Origin of the sequence: Vibrio sp. PBL-C16 (assembly GCF_034321865.1) — a bacterium.
Taxonomy (GTDB): domain Bacteria; phylum Pseudomonadota; class Gammaproteobacteria; order Enterobacterales; family Vibrionaceae; genus Vibrio; species Vibrio alginolyticus.
Genome location: NZ_JAXLNY010000002.1, coordinates 1,638,129 through 1,656,131, shown reverse-complemented (window position 1 = coordinate 1,656,131; position 18,003 = coordinate 1,638,129). Strand labels below are relative to the sequence as shown.

The following is an 18,003-nucleotide window of genomic DNA, read 5'->3' as shown; positions in this document are numbered from 1 at the left end:
CTAAAAACAATCAGCTCACCATTTTGCATTAATGTGCATATTTGGAAACATCGTCAGTGGAGGACATTATGTTCGGTATTTTCAAGAGAAAGACAAAGATTCAGAGCATCGCTCAAGAAGTTCCTTGCGTGCTACTGCATTCGTTTGGTGATAAAGACATTTATACGCCGGAAGAGATTGATCAAGTTCTTCAAAAGCTGGGTTATGATAAGAGCAAGGATGTCAGTCATTATCAGTATGCGTATGGAATGTTTGCCGATGAAGCCTCTTACGAGCTCCTAGAACTAACGGATGAGCTAGGTAATTATGGTCATTTCCAACGTGAAGTAGGTAAGATGCTACTCAATACACCTGAGCCGATTGATATGCATATCTACTTTGAAATTTCTCGTCAGCACCAAAACGTCAGCCTTTTACCTGGTCATCAAAAAGTAAGCGAAAGTGATGGTGTGTAAACATCGTTAGTGGTATTCCATCGTGAGATGAGTTGGGTATAATGCGCGGCCTAATTATCCGGACATGTTGTCGGTTACATTTCTGTTGAGCGTTAATGCCTTATGTTCAAAATGCTTGTCTCTATGCCACCAATGTTGGCGCTGTCGATAGCGATTGTATGTGAAGTGATTGCCACTTCTTATATTCCCAAAACAGAGCAATTTACGAAAGTAATGCCGAGCACAGTCGTTTTGATTGGTTACGGCATCGCTTTCTTCTTGCTTTCCGTCACAGTGCAAACAATGCCTGTTGGGGTTGTTTATGCCATATGGAGTGGTGCTGGGATCGTTTTGGTTGCGACGGTTGGTTACTTTGTTTACGGACAGCGTCTAGACTTACCAGCCCTAGTTGGTATTGGGTTTATCATCGCTGGTGTGTTGATCGTAAATTTATTATCCAAAACAGTAGGGCACGAATAACGCCACTCTACTTGTTAAGTGAATAAGAAGCCGCAGCGAGAAATTGCTGCGGCTTTTTAGTACAAATTCAATCGCTAATGGCGAGTATTGATATGATGTCTTATTGTTGCATTCATCACGGTCGCATTATGTGATTGAAAAACAGGCATTATTTAGCGCATTGAAAATACAAAGTTATGTTTCTTCAAACTTTAGGAAAGGGCAGTAGATAAATCACTCCGATAGATGTTAACGTGGCGACTCATCTTTACTGCTTTTTCATTCCCTACATATTTCTGCAAAGTTCTTATTGTGTAGTGTGTCGAAGAACCATAGAATCCGCGCGCTTTAATTTATGTTATTAGCGTTATCAATGATAAAAGTGCAGTCCATTATCATTGTTTTTATCACTTATAGATGGGCACATCTGACAATACTTACATGAACAAATACAAAAAGCCTGCATTCAAGGCCGAATTTCTTTTGCCTCGTTACTGGGGAACGTTAATTATCATTAGCGTGATGTACTTACTTAGCCTCCTTCCTTTTAAAGTTCAACTAGCTTTGGGACGCAACATTGGTCGTTTAGCTATGCGACTCATGAGAAAACGTCAAGTTACGATCAGACGCAATCTTGAGCTTTGCTTCCCTCATATGGAAGAATGCCAACGCGAAGCAATTCTAAAAGACAACATCGACAATACTGGCATCGCACTTTTTGAGACCGCAATGGCATGGTTTTGGTCAGATAAACGGGTAAACAAACACGTCACGATAAAAGGCATGGAGCATCTAGAGGCTTTAGAGAAGTCAGGCAAAGGTGCATTAATGTTGGCCGTACACTCAATGAATCTAGAGTTAGGTGCTCGAGCTTTTGGCATTAAAAAGTCTGGAACCGGTGTTTATCGCCCAAACAATAATCCGTGCTTTGATTATTTTCAGTATAAGGGACGCTCTCGCTCTAATCGTACACTGATTGATCGTAAAAACGTCAAAGCCATGCTTGAAGCACTTAAAACGGGTGAGCGGGTTTGGTATGCACCGGACCACGATTATGGTAACCGACGCTCGACATTTGCACCGTTATTTGCCGTTAAAAATGCTTGTACTACGACAGGCACAAGTTTGTTGGTTGATTCTACAGATTGCGCCATTGTGCCTTTTACGATGGTAAGAGGAAAAGACGGACACTATACCCTAACCATTAGTGCGCCCGTCGAAGGTTTCCCGAAAGAGGATCATCAACGCGCCGCCGCATTCGTGAATCAAATAGTTGAAACATCAATCATGGCAAGTCCGAGCCAGTATATGTGGCTTCATCGTCGGTTTAAAACTAGACCAGAGGGTGAGGACTGTTTGTACAAGCCTAGGCTCATCCCTAGCTTGGCATAGCACATAGAGAGCCTAAAAAAAGCCCAAGGAACGTACGAACCTTGGGCTTTTACTTTCTATTCTTTTCGCTTTATAAGTAGCGATCTTTTAGGTGAGCTTGAAAGTGTTTAGCATTCAGTGTTTCACCCGTGGCTTGTTTTACCAACTCATCAGTTGTGAATAAGCTACCTTTACTCCAGATGTTTTCTGAGAGCCAATTGAATATCGGAGCTAAGTCGCCAGAACGAATAACCGCATCTACATCGACGGTTTGTTTCATTGCTGCCATAAATTGTGCAGCGTACATCGCACCGAGCGTGTAGGACGGGAAATAGCCAAAACTTCCATCTGTCCAATGGATATCTTGCATACAGCCATTTTTGAAGTTTCCTTCGGTTGATAGCCCCAAGTACGCTTTCATCTTTTCGTTCCAGAGTTCTGGTACATCTGTATGTTTGATGACGCCGTTCATGAGATCTCGCTCAATTTCATATCGAAGAATAACGTGAGCAGGATATGTAAGTTCGTCAGCATCTACGCGAATAAAGCCTTTTTCTACGCGAGTGTAAATTTTGGCTAAATTGTCTTTTTCGAATTCACTACCAGAAAAATGGTTAGAAGCCAGTCGAGCGAGGTGATCGATAAACGCGCTGCTTCGTCCTATTTGCATTTCAAAGAAGAGTGATTGTGATTCATGAATACCCATAGAGCGAGCTTCTCCCGCGGGTGTTCCTGATAAATCTTTTGGTAGCCCTTGCTCGTATCGAGCATGGCCAGTTTCGTGGACAATCCCCATCAATGATTGGACAAACTCGTTTTCATTATAACGTGTCGTAATACGTACATCTGTCGGTACACCGCCACAAAATGGGTGGGTACTCTCATCAAGTCGACCGTGTTCAAAATCGAATTGAAGTAGCTTCATGACTTCCAAACCGAGCGCTTTTTGCTTTTCCGCAGGGTAGTGTGCAGTTGGCAATAAGATGTTGTCTGATTGTTGTTTTTCAAGCGCTTCATCGATCAAAGTAGGAAGCCAGGTTTTCACGTCAGCAAAAAGAATGTCTAACGACGCAGACGTTGTGCCAGGTTCATAAACATCGAGCATGGCATCATAAGGAGTCGTGCCATTTGCTTCGGCTCTAATTTGCGCTTCTTCCTGCGATAGCTTTACTACTTCAGCCCAGTTCTTTTCAAAACCAGCCCAGTCATTTTCTCCACGTTGTGTACGCCATGCATGTTCACATTTGGAGCCAGCAAGAGATTGAGCTTGAACTAATGATTCTGGTAGTAAGTTAGCTTGCTGCCACCCACGCTTCATTTCTCTTAGGATAGATTTTTCTTTTGTAGACAGCGTCTCTTCTTCTGCCTGAGCGAAAAGCTCTCCCAAGTGCGGTTGAGTCATTAAAGAATGGATATGTACATCGAGCTCTGCCGTGGCATTCGATCGTGCTTCAGCGCCACCAGGTGGCATGACCGCTGCTTGATCCCAATCTATGATGGCAGATAGATGCTCAAAATTTGCCACTTTTTTGGAATGTTCAACGAGTTTTGTAAATGCGTTCATGTGACTACTCTTATTCTTTTGTTCTTTCCCTAAACACCCGATAACGGGTCCTTCATATGGTGTTGCACTAAGCAACCTACGTTAATTTACTAATAATTAACAATTAACTCCAACCCATTGTCCATAAACTCACCCAGTTGTATAGCTCTCTTAAAAAAGAAGCTTGCGAATCTTGTGGATTGGCGGTATTGATGAAGGATTGACAATTAATTATCACGATAATATGGATATTTTGAATTTCGAGGCATTTATTATTGCCATTACGATTTTAACGTTAACGCCAGGTTTAGATACTGCACTTGTTATCCGTAACACTAGTCGCTCGGGCCTAAAAGATGGATGTACAACCAGTCTAGGGATTTGCTTTGGCTTATTCGTACATGCTTTTTTTTCTGCGGTTGGTATCTCGGCGATTCTTGCGCAATCAGCAGAGTTGTTCCAAATCGTAAAAATGATTGGCGCAGCTTATCTTATCTGGCTTGGTTTGAGCAGTTTAAAAGTGCTAATGTCGTCGAAAGATGGATTGACCGTGACCGAGCAGATTCACGAAGTGTTTAATGGTAAGCGCTCTTTTAGAGAGGGCTTTCTTTCTAACGTCTTGAACCCGAAAACGGCGGTCTTCTATTTGGCTTTCTTGCCACAGTTTGTGAATCCAGAAGGTTCACCCTTGCTTCAATCAATGATGATGGCATCTGTACACTTTGCTATTGCGATGGTTTGGCAGTGTGGTTTAGCTGGCGCGCTTAACTCGGCTAAAAATCTACTAAAGAATGCAAGCTTTATGAAGTGGATGGAAGGCGCGACGGGCGCAGTATTAGTCGCACTTGGTGTGAAGTTATTAATTGAAAAACCCGTTTAATGCGTAATATTTATCGATTGTTGATACTACTCGCTGTATTTATTGTGGGGATAGGTGCCGCTGTAGCTTGGCATACGTGGCCACAAGTACAGTTTGCGCAACGCGGCATGATCTGGTCTTGGCACTGGGGCTACTTCGAGCCTTTTGCTAATGGAATACAACAAACGCGAACTCAAGACACTAAACAGTTATTGCTCAGGCGTGTGTATTTGCATGACGCTATTGTCGTTTTTGTTTCGACAACTATGGACAATAAATTTGAGGTCGACGTTGTAAAAGAGCAAACCTGTGAACCTAAAACGACGACTTGGGCTTCGGTCTCTGTCAATCATCAACGTGTCAGGCATGTACCTATGGTGTGCGATGCGTTTGGGCAAGGCTACTTTTATCGCTACATCGGGAAACATCTGGAGTCGATTGAGGTTGGTGTCGGCGACTCGTTTGTAACAGAAGCATTTTTAGACTGGCCGCTATCAGAGTTGAAAGCGGATCAATTCAAGCAAAAAAATGCGAAGTTTTTTGAAGAACGTGGAGAAAACGTTGAGCATCAATGGTTGAGAGATTAACCATTTAACCGAAGATAAATAAAGCCCGCTAAATAATAGCGGGCTTTATGTTTTTACCATTTCTAATGTGCTTTGCTCTCTGTGACTGACAGTTTGTGACCGCAAACCTGCCGTTTCACTAAGCTTTCACTGCTTCAACTTCACCTGATTGCGATGTTGAGCTAAAGAACAGTTTGGTTTCTGCCAGTACGACGTGACGCAGTGCGATCAAACCAATCAGGTTAGGAATTGCCATCAGACCGTTTACGATATCAGCCAGTAGCCAAATCATATCGAGGTGAAGGAATGCACCAGATGCCACCAAGCCAACGAAAATCAGTTTGTATGGAAGCACAGCTTTAGTTCCGAACAGGAACACAACGCAACGCTCACCGTAGTAGTTCCAACCAAGAATGGTGGTAAAAGCGAAGAACATCAAACCGATTGAGACGAGCATAGGGCCAAATGTATCTGCATTTAAACCCACCGCAAAAGCATGAGTCGTCATCGCGGCACCTGCTAGGTCACTTTGCCATGCACCGGTCAGGATTAGAGCAAGGCCTGTCATGGTACAAATAATGATGGTATCGAAAAAGGTACCCGTCATTGAAATTAGGCCTTGTTTAACACAAGAGTCTGTCTTCGCTGCTGCTGCTGCCATAGGCGCGCTACCCAAACCTGATTCATTTGAGAACACACCGCGAGCGATACCTGATTGGATTGCCAACATGATGCTTGCACCTAGAAAACCACCAGTCGCTGCTGTTGATGTAAAGGCTGAAACCAGCACTAATTCAACGGCATTGAACAATTGGTCTGCATTCATGATGATCACGCTTAAACACGCCAACACATAAAATACAGCCATGGTAGGAACCACTTTTCCTGCAACCTTAGCAATGGATTTGATGCCACCCAAAGTTACGAAAGCAACCAAAAGAGTTAGTACAAAGGCAGATAGCTCACGGTTAACACCAAGAGATATCTCACTTGCATCCAGAATCGCGTTTACTTGTGGAAACGTACCGATACCAAAACAAGCAACACCCAAAGCAAACACTGCAAACATGATCGCGAGAGCTTTTGAGCCAACACCGTATTGCAAGTAATACATTGGGCCACCAATCATTTGGCCTTTATCATCGACTCTTCGGTACTTAACCGCCAACAAACATTCGGCGTATTTAGTCGCCATTCCGAAAAGGGCAGCGAGCCACATCCAGAATAGAGCGCCTGGTCCACCGAGTTTGATTGCTGTGGCAACACCAACAATGTTACCAGTACCAATTGTTGCTGAGAGCGCAGTACAAAGAGCTGCAAAGCTAGAAACGTCACCTTGAGTATTAGATGACTTATCTTTACTGAATACCATCGCTAGCGCTGTTGGGAGGTGTTTAAACTGGATCAAGCCAAGGCTAAAAGTGAAGTAAACCCCTGTACCTACTAGCAAAATAAGCAGCGGTGGACCCCAGACAAAATTATCGATGGTTTGTAGTAAAGATTGTAGGTTGTTCATGATTTCCCCTTAATAAAACAACTAATAAGGAGAAGAGGGAAAGGACGAGATCAACGATCTCTAAAAGAACTAAGCTATTGGTTGTAGGCGGGAAGGCCAAGCAAAATAGTTAGGTTGTAACTTTCCACTCCTCTGTCCTTTTGCCTGAGAGTTTCACCTTGCGTGAGTGCAAGACTTGCTCCTTCGGCGACCGATTTAACGGTTCTCTCCAGAGGTTCCTCCAACTACAGTCCCCGCTACCTAGGTAGCACCTGAAATAGTTAATTCTTCGGCGAGTTATGCTAATCAAATGTTAAAATTTGATTAATAACCACTCTCCTGCAGTCTTCATCGGAACAATTACTCAATTAAATGAGTAAAGGTTAGTTAATGATGCTGGTCATCATTAACCTGTGAACTCTATCATGTTTTTGGTCCATTTCAACACCCTATGTCAATTTATTTTCAATGAAATAACCTCATCAATTTTCATGAAGGTATGTTTGCCAATCTTTTTGTGCGAGTCACGGCATAAATAAAATTTATTGGGTTAGGGAATGGAACCCAAAAACACTTCAGAACGATAAATGTGTTTCGATTGTTACGACATAAGTTATTCAATTAAGGACACAAAATTGATTAAAATCGGAGCACTTATTTTAAAATCTACGCTAAGTTGACCTTATGGTACGTATAAATGGGTTACAATGAATCTTTGTGAAACAGTCTACGGACCTAGGCAGTTTTTCATGAGTGGACAAGGAGGCGGTATGACCAGATTATTAGCCATTGCGGTGTTGATTGCAGTAGCATTTGTGCTGTTTCGTTATCGAACCAATGAAAAAGTCCAAAAAGCGACCGTTATAACATTAATTGGCGCATTTCTGATTTATACAGCATCAATTATGTTTGCGGAATTGATCCGCTAGCAAAGTAAAAGAGTCCTTGGAGTAGTATACGGTGAGTTCTCAGAACAAAATGGAAGAGCAAGACGACGTAGTTGTCATTGAAGAGCGTGACAAACGTACGCATATCTATATCGCAATCGCTGCGGTGTTAGGCTTGGCATTTGGTGGCCTTGTTGGATCGGTTGTCACTGCGAACAAGTGGGAATCGACTTACCACGTATTAGAAGAAAAGTATCAAGCACTAACGCAAGATAAAACCCAGTTGGCATCTCAAGTAAAAGTGCGTGAAGAGGCGCTTGACCAAGAGATACAAAACCAAGTTAGTGAGTTACTCGCCGCGAAAGATGAAGCTCATCAGAAAGCACTTAAGAAGTTGCAAAAGCAATTGACTGAGGTCGAGAAGGTTAACTTGTCACTAGAGTCTCAATTGAAGCAGCAGGCAGATAAGATCAACACGACGAAGTCAGAAAATGAGAAGTTGAGTCGTCAAGCGGATATGCAAGCGACTATGTTTGAGCGGTCCCGCGAAGTATTCCAGAAAGAGCTAAAAATTTCGCAAGAATTAGAGTCTCTCGAGAAAGAACGGTCGAAATTATTACCTAAGATTGAGAAACTCAAGAAAGAGTGTGACGTATTTTTAGAAGGCAAATCTTGGGACGTGAAGTCGGACGCGTGTGATAAACATGACGAAGCTAATTCACGACTAAGTCAGGTCGATCAAATGATTGAAGTCTATAAAATGGACCTCAAACAAATCAAAGCAATAACGGAAGATATCGGCCTTTAAGTCTTTTGTATCCGATTTTTGAAAAGCAAAAGGAGCTCTTTAAGAGCTCCTTTTTCGTTGTTAGCTATGACTTTAAGGCTGCTCGTATATTAGATTCGTGAGGCGTCATAGCCTGAGGCGAGCAGGAGCTCTCGTTCGTGTTTAATCAGCTGAGCTCGATCTTCAATTAGTTCATTGAGTGCTTGAGATGGCTTACCTGCTAATGCTTTGAACGAAGCAAAAGATTCCGCGGTGTCGATTTTATCAATCATCTGACTGATGACATTACGAGCCTCACACGGGTTACTCGTCGTTGTAAAGTATTCTACTTGTTTTGCTGCCGATTTCATCTCAGTTAATAGCTCAAGCGGGCTACTTTCTTTGGCTACTGCCATGTAGTTATCCAGCACGCGCTTTGCATAAAGCAGTTCTTTGAGGGGGATATCTCTTCCGCTTTCGATTAGGGATTCGCTAAGGATCATACTTGAGCTCATGGGCATTCCTTCTTATTACTACGCCGCTTTTAATGTTTCCTTGAGTCTAATTTATTGAAGTCACATTGGGAATGGGTAAAAAGCATTTTTAACGCATTTTTATTCATTTGTGAAAACACGAATGCGATGCTTATCTGGATCGATAGCCATAAAATTTAACCCATACACTGATGTCGCTGGTGGTTGAACAAACTCAACACCTAGGTCTTTCCAGCGCTTGTAAATGCGCTCTAACGTATGCCTGTTGGGTACTGATAAAGACAGCTCGGTGCCACCACCTCTAATTCCGCTGTAGGGTGAAAGATTATCTCTTTGCTTGAGTGTCAACGTTAAGCCTTCGGTCAGTGGAATAGAGGCGAAGGTTGGAGACAACTGCGTGACTTTGCGTTCGAACAGTTTCGAATAAAAAACTTGGCTTATGTGGATGTCCTCAACGTAGAGAACGAATGAATTGATAGTCAGCATGGTTTGTTCCTTAATCAATGAGAAATAGTAGGGGCAATCTAACGGACAGGAACGACAGGAGTTGTCAGTAGAACATTCTCGAAGGTAAGTGACAGAATAAGAAAAAGGAGCCGTTTAGCTCCTTTTTATCAGCGGAATCATTGGTATTAATGAGTGTATTTGGAAGAATACCAGTTGTTTTGATACGCTTTAGATGCAAATAATGCGTTTGCTTTTGCACGCTCGATAATAGACTCGTCCACCTCTAGCGGCTTCATGGTTTGGTCTTTAAAGTCGTACGTCAGGGTCGATACCTTTTCACCAGGGGAAAGCACAACGAGATTGTCGCGCGTTAAATAACCAAAGTTTTTGTCGTATTGCATCATTGCGCGTTCATCTTCGCGAGCCAGTGGCTTCGTTAAATCACGACCAATCATCGGTGTTTTAGCATCTACCCCAATCAGAGATAACAGTGTAGGCGGCATGTCGATGTTGTTTGCTATGCGGTCATCTTTACGTGGTTGAATGCCTTTACCAAGGATCAATGCTGGAATGTGAAAGTGCTTAACCGGAACAAGGTTAGCGCCAGAAACACGTGCATCATGATCTGCAATTACAATGAAAATGGTATCATCCCAATAAGATGACTTTTTCGCCTTTTCAAAGAAAGTGCCCAAAGCGTAATCGGAATATTTTACGGCGTTGTTACGTGTCATATGTTCTGAATCGTATGGCTCAATTTTGCCTTTCGGATACTCATAAGGGCTATGATTACTTGACGTAAAAACTAAGCTAAAGAAAGGTTTGTCGCTTTTTGAAAGGCGTTCAAACTCTTCGTTTGCTTTGTTATATAGATCTTCATCACTAACACCCCAAGAGCCAACAAAGCTTGGGTTGTTATAATCATCTTCTTCTACTATTTGATCAAAACCGTTACCAAAGAAGAAAGTTTTCATGTTGTCAAAGTTGGCTTCACCGCCGTAAATAAACTGCGTGTTATAGCCTTGAGCTTTCAGTAAGTCCGCGATGGTAAAGAAACCCGTTTGGCTTTTACTCAGCTTCACTACCGCGCGAGACGGAGATGGAGGAAAGCCCGTGGTTACGGCTTCAATTCCACGAACAGAACGAGTACCAGTGGCGTACATTTGTGTGAACTGCCAACCTTCCTTCATGAGTTCATCAAGGTTTGGTGTTAGAGGCAAACCACCCAAAGCACCGACAAATTGGGCGCCTAAGCTTTCTTGTAGCAAAATCACTAAGTTTTTATGTTTACCTTGGTAAGTCGCGGGGTTACTGTTCATGGTTGGGATTAATGAAGGGGTGAAGTCGGACTTTGTTGATGAAGTGCGAACTAATTCCAACATCTTTTGAGTGTCCATTTTTCCGTAGAACTGCTCCGCGCTCTTTTCTGACTTCATGCTATTAACCGCAAACAACAATGAGTAAGATGAGTTCAGTGCTAAGTCGTTAAGCAGTGGATCGTTAGAAAAGGCGACCATAGCAGGATTTAGCGGGCGGTGACCTAAAGATGAGCGAGCACCTGCAACCCCAAAAAGAACAACGAAAAGTGCCAACAGTGGTCGCCATTTCCAGTTGACCTGCTGCGCCTTATCGGTCAGTTTCTTACTCCACTTCCAACCTAAAGTGATGGTTAAAACTGTACCTAACGCACCAATAAACAGTTCTAATTTGTAGCCAGTCCAGAGCATACTCAAGACTTCTTTTGGGTAGATTAAGTATTCCACAAACAGGCGGTTTGGACGTAGGTCGTATTCCTGAATGAATGGCGCTGTTGCTAGCTCCATGTATACAAGCACCCAAAGCCCTAAAACCATCCATATGCGTAATATTCGCTTCCAACACTCTCCCATCTTACCGGTTAATGGCATGAAGGTTGATAACAGTGCTGGAAGAATAAATAACCAGCAAAGCGTTGCAATATCTACGCGCAAACCTTGACCTAGGATGTAAATTAAGTCGTTTAGAGAGTCAATACGGTCAATCTGCCAAAAAGCTAGCAAAACTCTTGAGATAGACAGAAATAGAAGCGAAAACAAAGAAAAGGCAGCAATTGGCTGCAAAGGCCCCCACACAGAGCTCTTTGATAAGTTTTTCATATTTATTCGAATAGTTTAATTGTTATGTTGTGTTGTTTTTAGCAAAGCAAGCGTGAAATAAACGTGAATTATAATGTGGGTTTATGGTCGAGTAGTGTAAGTGTTGGTATGTCTATGTAAGGGGGAGGGGCGTTTGTGTAAAAAAAGAGCCAGTTGATAACACCAACTGGCTCTAGAGATTGATAAAGGCATGATTACATTGCGGCTTTCTTCGCTTCTTCGACCCATGCGTCGAACTTTTTCTGGTTCGCTTTGATCCAGCCATTTACATGAGACTCGATGTCCGCTGAGCTGTTCTTACCTTGGCTCATCATCATATTCTGAGCACTAACATCATTGATATTTAGTTTGATGATTTCAAATAGCTTCGCAGCAGCAGGGTTTTTTTCCGTAAACTCTTTATTGGCAACGATGCGCATAGAGTTCATCTCGAAGCCGTAGTTCTTACCGTTCTCTAGTGTCGTATCAATGTCCTTACGCTCACCAGGAAGTGAAGAGAATGGCACTTCTAACCACACAACATCTTTCCCTGGAACTAAAACGCCACTTACCCAGTACGGTGTCCAAGTGTAGTAAAGAATCGGATCGCCTTTTTTGTAACGTGAGATCGTATCAGCGATAATCGCCGCGTAGTTACCTTGGTTGTGTGTTACTGTGTCACGAAGTTTGAAAGCATCCAACTGATGCTCAACAACCATTTCACAACCCCAACCTGGGTTACAACCAGTTAAGTCCGCTTTGCCATCGCCGTTTGCATCGAATAGCTTCGCCAATTTTGGATCTTTTAACTGACCAATGTTAGTGATGTTATATTTTTCCGCGGTTTTCTTATCGATCAAATAACCTTGCGCAGCACCACTTACGTATTGGCCTTTACGGAAGAACTTATCATCACCGCCAGACATCGTGTACTTATCGGCGTGAAGAGGGAACCAACCAACCGCTAAGAAAGTAGCATCACCTTTAGCAATAGAGGTGTAGCCTACGTTGTAGTCCACTTCTTTGGTCGGTTTAACATCGTAACCAAGCTCTTCAAGTGCGCGGTTTACGATCAACGTTTGAAATGTTTCTTCTGCAACGGTTGATTGAACAGGCTGAACAGTGACACCTTCACCCGGTAGTTCACTTGCCACACCATAAGTTGAAAATGCGATAGTACTTAGAGCTCCAACAGAGAGCGCTTTCTTCCATGAATTATTCATTGATGTTTCTCCTAAGTTTTAGATCGTCTTGGTTCGTCTTTGTTTTCAGTTTTAATAGGTATGAAACAGGACCTGTGTGATACCAGCGAAGTTTAGTGTTGCCCGCATTAACCCCTAACACCTGGGTGATACGGTCTAACAAAATCGCAAGAATAACGATGCCTAAGCCACCAACGGCAGCAAGACCCATATCAAGTCGGCCAATACCACGAAGTACCATTTGGCCTAAGCCGCCAACAGCAATCATTGAAGCAATCACTACCATAGAAAGTGACAGCATTAAGGTTTGGTTTACACCTGCCATGATGGTTGGTAACGCCAACGGTAACTGGATGCGATAAAGCATCTGTTTTTTGTTTGCCCCGAAAGAGTGGCCAGCTTCGATAAGCTCTTCAGGTACTTGCTGAATACCCAAAATAGTCAGGCGCACAACGGGAGGCAGGGCGAAAATGATCGTTACTACTACGCCAGGAACGTTACCAATACCAAACAACATAACAATTGGTACAAGGTAAACGAACGCGGGAGTCGTTTGCATTGCATCTAATATTGGCCTAACAAATTTGGCAGCGGTTTGGCTCCTTGCCAACCATATCCCCATTGGTAGCCCTATAAGCAAACAGAAGAAAACGGCGGTTAACACCAGTGCTAGCGTTGTCATCGCTTGTGACCACGCACCAATTAGGCCAATGAAAACAAGGGATACAAGAGTAGAAAAACCAAGTTTTACATTGGAAAACTGCCACGCTAGCAAAAACAAAATGAGTACCATTATAGGCGCAGGTGTAGACACCAAAGCAGTTTCAAACGACGTTAGAATAAAGTCGATTGGAACTCGTATTGCTTGGAAAACAGGTCGACCATGTTCCACCAGCCAGTTCAAACCGGACTCTACCCAGCTATCGAGGGGTAAAACCGCATCTTGGAATGGGTTCATAATATCGAATGGCGCTTGCTCTACAGTTTCTGAGTTGAGCCAATCATTACTTGGTGCGGCCTCTGTACCTTGCGACCAAGGATCATCTTGCGCAGGAGCAGTATTTGACCAGGGATCATTGTTAGTTTGCTCTGAAGACATCGTGTTAATCCTTATCTAGTGTTTGTAGAAGACGTGATTTAGTCACGACACCAAAGTAAGTTCCTTTCTCATCTACGACAGGCACGGCATAAGGAACACCAGCAACCAGACCCAAAATGTCATTAATTGACTGATCAGGCTGAAGAGTAACTTCATCCGGTAATTGAGCACTGGCTAACGAACGGTTTTCTTTATGAGCCAAACGTAGTGAATCAAGAGATACGATGCCGGAATATCGGCTAGATTTATCGACGACAATGCCGTAATCACGGTCGTGATCCATCAGAATCTGCATCGCAGAGCCTGGACCGTCATTTTCCGATTTCTTAAAAACAGCCGCTGGCTTCTTGCGCGCGATATCTTTTGCTGTCAAGACACTTGCGATGTTTACGCCGCGGAAAAACGCTTCGACATAATCATTTGCTGGACTGTGTAATATTTCATCAGGTGTACCAACCTGAACAACCTCACCGTTTTGCATGATAGCGATACGGTCGCCAATACGCATTGCTTCATCCAAATCATGAGAAATGAAGACAATTGTGCGTTTGTCATCGTTCTGTAGACGAATAAGCTCATCTTGCATCTCAGAACGGATCAATGGGTCTAAAGCGGAAAACGCCTCGTCCATTAATAGGATGTCTGGATCACAAGCTAACGCTCTCGCTAAACCAACGCGCTGTTTCATACCACCGGATAATTCGTCAGGGAAAGATTCTGCATAAGGGTCTAAACCCACTCTTTCTAACGCGGAAAGGGCACTTTTCTGACGCTCATTAACGTCAATGCCGGCAAGTTCTAAACCAAAGGCGGCATTTTCAATCACCGTCATGTGTGGCATGAGTGCGAAACTTTGAAACACCATTGAGATATTGTTACGACGAACTTCTCGAAGTTCATTTTCGGAGATGTGGGCGATATCTCTTCCTTTGAGATAAACACTACCTTTAGTCGGCTCAATGAGCCGGTTAAGAAGTCGAACAAGGGTGGATTTCCCGGAGCCAGAAAGGCCCATGATTACGAAAATTTCCCCTTCATTTATGGTGAGAGATACATCGTTTACGCCGACTGTTAAACCTGTCTGTTCAAAAATACCGTCTTTATCGACGCCTTTGTCGATAAGCGAGAAGGCTCTCTCTGGGTCTTCTCCAAACACTTTATACAGTCCCTTAACTTCCAGTATGGGATCCATGTTATCTGTCCTTTTTCGTGTGTTTATAACTGTTTAACGATTTGTACTCTAATTAATTTTAGTTCAACTTTCAACGAAAGGGGGTTGGTTAACTAGTTCTGCCGTGCATAGAGAATTCGTTGAGCAAGGTATGTTCAATTCTTATTTTTTATATTTAAAACAATTGCTTGAAATGTGTTTTTATCCGCCATAACGTTGTCCTGACGTAGGGTTGAATTTATTTTGAATTTTTTTGTACATTTCAACTCAACTCGCTTGCATAGATATAAGCTGTGATAGCCTAGAACTCTACATATAAAAAGGTTAGAGCTCTAATTTTTGGTTAAGGCTTGGTCCTGTGAAATCGGTTAGGTACTGTTATCCTTAGATTTATTTATTGCTTGATTTCACTCAGAGTGATATTTATCGCTGTAGTTTAGGCAACGTATGGAATAAAAAATGGAAGCCGAACAGTTAGAAGTGCTCAATTTCATTAGCCAGTACCCACCTTTTGATGACCTACCTGAAGAGCAGCTTAGAAAAATTGCTCTCAATGCCGAAGTTGCATACTTTCGGCAAGGAACAAAAATCCTTCACTTCGGAGATACGATCCGCGACTTGTATATGGTGAGAAGTGGGGCGGTAGAGATTTATCGACGTAAAGGTGAACTCTATAACAGGATTGATGCTGGTGGACTGTTTGGTCAGATGGGGTTGTTGATGAACAACCGCGTACGGATGCCAGCCAAAGCGATAGAAGACACTCTAGTTTACTGTATTCCGGAAAACATCTTCAATGAACTTTGTGATGAGTTTGAAAACTTTGCGGACTACATGGAACTGGAAGATAGCGCGCGTTTGCGAAGCGCAATATCTAGCCGCTCCGAAAGCAATGACTTTACCACCGCTAAGGCACGTAAAATCTTAGCAAGAGAGCCAGTAACTCTGGAGGCAACGGCTTCAATTCAGGAAGCTGCGATACTAATGGCAGAGGAAAATGTCACCTCTCTGCTCATTATTCGCCCGACAGAGGAGCTCACAGAAGAAGATGATGAACAGCTGCTTGGAATATTGACTGATCGCGATCTTTGCATTCGCGTACTAGCTCAAGGTATTGATACCAATATTCCAGTGAGTGAGGTCATGAGTTATGACGTGGTTTCATTGGATTATAACGCCTATGTGTTTGAGGCCATGTTAACCATGTTGCGTTACAACGTGCATCATTTACCAATTTTAAAAGATAAAAAGCCGATAGGAATTATTGGCATGACGGACATCGTTCGTTACGAATCTCAGAACAGCCTATTGCTAGTGAGCTCTATTTTTCAGCAAACCAGTGTCGAGGATCTCAAGCAGGTTTCTGAACAAGTAAAAGACTGTTTCGTAAGAATGGTCAATGAAGATGCCAACGCGCACATGATTGGTCGAGCCATGTCGGTTATAGGCAGTAGTTTCAAACAACGCCTCGCTGAATTAGCTGAGCAAGAGTTCGGCCCTGCGCCCATTCCTTATTGTTTAGTCGCAATGGGTTCAATGGCGAGGGATGAGCAGTTAATTGTAACGGATCAAGATAACGCGCTTATTCTCGATAACAGTTATGACGTTGAGATTCACGGAGAGTACTTTGAAAAGTTTGCTAAATTTGTTTGTGATGGTTTAGCGGCATGCGGCTATGCTTATTGTACTGGAGACATTATGGCTACCAACCCAGAATGGCGAAAAACTCGTGCAGAATGGGAAGAATGCTTTGGAAACTGGATAGACAATCCAACCCCTGAGAGATTGTTAAATAGTAATATCTTTTTTGATCTCCTCGGTGTGCATGGGCGAGTGAAATGGGCGGAGCAACTAAGCAGCTTTATTGTGAGACGAGCGAAAAGAAATAACCGCTTTCTTGCTTGTATGGCGTATAACGCAATACGTAGGACGCCTCCACTGGGCTTTTTCAAAGACTTTGTGATGGAGAAAGACGGCCGTCATCGCAACTCGATTAACTTGAAGCGAAGGGGGACGGCTCCGTTGGCCGATTTAATACGGGTGCATTCTCTGGCAATCGGTTCCCGATCGCAAAACTCTTTCGACCGTTTAGATGACATTAATGATGCTGGCATTTTACCGAAAGGTCGAGGTTTGGATTTAAGGGATGCGATGGAGCTAATCTACATGGTTCGAATTCGTCACCAAGCCCTTGATATAGAAAATGGAGAAGAGCCAGACAACAACATTGAGCCGGAGAACATGTCTGAATTTGAACGTCGAAACTTAAAAGCAGCATTTCAAATTCTAAGTAACGCTCAGAACTTCATTAAGTTTCGATACCAGAGAAGTAGCAAATAATGTGGTTCTCAAAAAATGTAGAAAAAGAACAGCCGTTGTTGGATACATCCCAGACGCCAGAGTGGTCAATGTTGTTCAAACAACTCGCTAAAGAAGCGAAAGACGAGAGGCTCAAACGCTATTATTCGACACCGATGGTTAATGGGGAAACACCAATTGAACAAGTGCCATTTGTCTCGGTAGACTTTGAGACAACAGGATTGAACTCGGAAGAGGATGTCATTCTCACGATCGGACTTGTGCCGTTTACTATTGATCGTGTTCAATGTAATGGTTCTGCTCATTGGGTCGTTAACCCAAACAGAGAGTTAAACCACGAGTCTGTCATTATTCACGGTATCACTGACTCTGAGGTTAAAAACGCGCCGCAGCTGTCTCAGATCTTGGGTGAAATATTGGATGCGTTGTCAGGCAAAGTGGTACTTGTTCACTACAAGAACATTGAAAGGCAGTTCTTTAATAACGCCTTGCTAAATAGCATCGGAGAGGGGATACAGTTTCCTGTTGTTGATACGTTAGATATTGAGTATGCGATACAGCGCCGTGAATGCAGAGGTTTTATCAATAAGTTGAAAGGCAAGAAACCCGGTTCTGTACGATTAGGGCACGCTCGTGAAAGATATGGCCTCCCTGCTTATCAACCTCACCATGCCCTGACGGATGCGTTAGCAACTGCGGAGCTGTTTCAAGCACAACTGCAGTATCACTTTAATCGAAACATGCCAATATCTTCGGTTTGGCAATAGGCGTTATTTA

General features: G+C 43.0%; 17 protein-coding genes and 1 riboswitch. Of the genes, 9 read left to right on the top strand and 8 right to left on the bottom strand.

Features of this window, described 5'->3' with window-relative positions; all coding sequences use genetic code 11:
* The first annotated feature begins 68 nt into the window (after positions 1 to 68).
* From UQW94_RS15840 to UQW94_RS15830, 3 genes are all read left to right on the top strand, one after another.
* Positions 69 to 455: a DUF6559 family protein gene (locus tag UQW94_RS15840; RefSeq protein ID WP_158159641.1), complete on the top strand. Its 387-nt coding sequence runs from the start codon at positions 69 to 71 to the stop codon at positions 453 to 455.
* 123 nt (positions 456 to 578) lie between these two features.
* Complete coding sequence (locus tag UQW94_RS15835; protein WP_069593657.1) at positions 579 to 914, top strand: DMT family transporter; 336 nt, start codon at positions 579 to 581, stop codon at positions 912 to 914.
* A 420-nt stretch (positions 915 to 1,334) separates the two neighbouring features.
* A complete protein-coding gene (locus UQW94_RS15830) occupies positions 1,335 to 2,285 on the top strand; it encodes an LpxL/LpxP family Kdo(2)-lipid IV(A) lauroyl/palmitoleoyl acyltransferase (protein ID WP_064369089.1) in 951 nt (316 codons plus the stop codon).
* A gap of 70 nt (positions 2,286 to 2,355) precedes the next feature.
* Here UQW94_RS15830 and UQW94_RS15825 read toward each other — a convergent pair whose 3' ends face one another.
* Positions 2,356 to 3,828 (bottom strand): carboxypeptidase M32, encoded by a 1,473-nt coding sequence (locus UQW94_RS15825; RefSeq protein ID WP_005377788.1) that lies wholly within the window; start codon positions 3,826 to 3,828, stop codon positions 2,356 to 2,358.
* Between the two features lie 223 nt (positions 3,829 to 4,051).
* On the opposite strand from UQW94_RS15825, the gene UQW94_RS15820 reads away from it, so the two are divergent.
* Both UQW94_RS15820 and UQW94_RS15815 read left to right on the top strand, forming a co-directional pair.
* Positions 4,052 to 4,687, top strand: a complete 636-nt coding sequence (locus tag UQW94_RS15820; RefSeq protein ID WP_256900556.1) for a LysE family translocator — start codon at positions 4,052 to 4,054, stop codon at positions 4,685 to 4,687.
* The gene (locus UQW94_RS15815; RefSeq protein ID WP_005385713.1) at positions 4,687 to 5,253 is read left to right on the top strand and encodes a hypothetical protein; all 567 of its coding nucleotides are present in this window, start codon (positions 4,687 to 4,689) and stop codon (positions 5,251 to 5,253) included. The genes UQW94_RS15820 and UQW94_RS15815 overlap by 1 nt, the downstream gene beginning before the upstream one ends.
* Before the next feature lie 118 nt (positions 5,254 to 5,371).
* On the opposite strand, the gene UQW94_RS15810 is transcribed toward UQW94_RS15815, so the two are convergent.
* Positions 5,372 to 6,748, bottom strand: coding sequence for an alanine/glycine:cation symporter family protein (locus tag UQW94_RS15810; protein ID WP_132936622.1), 1,377 nt, complete (start codon positions 6,746 to 6,748; stop codon positions 5,372 to 5,374).
* Between the two features lie 122 nt (positions 6,749 to 6,870).
* A riboswitch (glycine riboswitch) is annotated at positions 6,871 to 6,970 on the bottom strand.
* Positions 6,971 to 7,497: 527 nt separating this feature from the next.
* Here UQW94_RS15810 and UQW94_RS15805 point away from each other — a divergent pair.
* Positions 7,498 to 7,656: a hypothetical protein gene (locus tag UQW94_RS15805; RefSeq protein ID WP_005377784.1), complete on the top strand. Its 159-nt coding sequence runs from the start codon at positions 7,498 to 7,500 to the stop codon at positions 7,654 to 7,656.
* Positions 7,657 to 7,687: 31 nt separating this feature from the next.
* The gene (locus UQW94_RS15800; protein WP_017820934.1) at positions 7,688 to 8,422 is read left to right on the top strand and encodes a chromosome segregation ATPase; all 735 of its coding nucleotides are present in this window, start codon (positions 7,688 to 7,690) and stop codon (positions 8,420 to 8,422) included.
* Positions 8,423 to 8,511: 89 nt separating this feature from the next.
* On the opposite strand, the gene UQW94_RS15795 is transcribed toward UQW94_RS15800, so the two are convergent.
* From UQW94_RS15795 to proV, 6 genes are all read right to left on the bottom strand, one after another.
* The gene (locus tag UQW94_RS15795; protein ID WP_005377782.1) at positions 8,512 to 8,895 is read right to left on the bottom strand and encodes a hypothetical protein; all 384 of its coding nucleotides are present in this window, start codon (positions 8,893 to 8,895) and stop codon (positions 8,512 to 8,514) included.
* Between the two features lie 99 nt (positions 8,896 to 8,994).
* Positions 8,995 to 9,360: a VOC family protein gene (locus UQW94_RS15790; protein ID WP_064368350.1), complete on the bottom strand. Its 366-nt coding sequence runs from the start codon at positions 9,358 to 9,360 to the stop codon at positions 8,995 to 8,997.
* A gap of 146 nt (positions 9,361 to 9,506) precedes the next feature.
* Entirely contained in the window at positions 9,507 to 11,456 is a 1,950-nt protein-coding gene (locus UQW94_RS15785) for an LTA synthase family protein (protein WP_322142384.1), read from the bottom strand.
* Positions 11,457 to 11,650: 194 nt separating this feature from the next.
* Positions 11,651 to 12,658 (bottom strand): glycine betaine/L-proline ABC transporter substrate-binding protein ProX, encoded by a 1,008-nt coding sequence (gene proX / locus UQW94_RS15780; RefSeq protein ID WP_054865582.1) that lies wholly within the window; start codon positions 12,656 to 12,658, stop codon positions 11,651 to 11,653.
* Positions 12,651 to 13,736 carry a glycine betaine/L-proline ABC transporter permease ProW gene (gene proW, locus UQW94_RS15775; protein ID WP_005377778.1) on the bottom strand — a complete coding sequence of 362 codons (1,086 nt, stop codon included), beginning with the start codon at positions 13,734 to 13,736 and terminating at the stop codon, positions 12,651 to 12,653. The genes proX and proW overlap by 8 nt, the downstream gene beginning before the upstream one ends.
* A 4-nt stretch (positions 13,737 to 13,740) precedes the next feature.
* On the bottom strand, positions 13,741 to 14,928 hold the full coding sequence (gene proV, locus UQW94_RS15770) for a glycine betaine/L-proline ABC transporter ATP-binding protein ProV (RefSeq protein WP_005377777.1): 1,188 nt from the start codon (positions 14,926 to 14,928) through the stop codon (positions 13,741 to 13,743).
* A 438-nt stretch (positions 14,929 to 15,366) separates the two neighbouring features.
* Here proV and UQW94_RS15765 point away from each other — a divergent pair, with 438 nt between their 5' ends.
* Together UQW94_RS15765 and UQW94_RS15760 are read left to right on the top strand one after the other, a co-directional pair.
* Complete coding sequence (locus tag UQW94_RS15765) at positions 15,367 to 17,247, top strand: DUF294 nucleotidyltransferase-like domain-containing protein (protein ID WP_322142383.1); 1,881 nt, start codon at positions 15,367 to 15,369, stop codon at positions 17,245 to 17,247.
* Entirely contained in the window at positions 17,247 to 17,993 is a 747-nt protein-coding gene (locus UQW94_RS15760) for a 3'-5' exonuclease (protein WP_196363362.1), read from the top strand. The genes UQW94_RS15765 and UQW94_RS15760 overlap by 1 nt, the downstream gene beginning before the upstream one ends.
* Positions 17,994 to 18,003 lie beyond the last annotated feature (10 nt).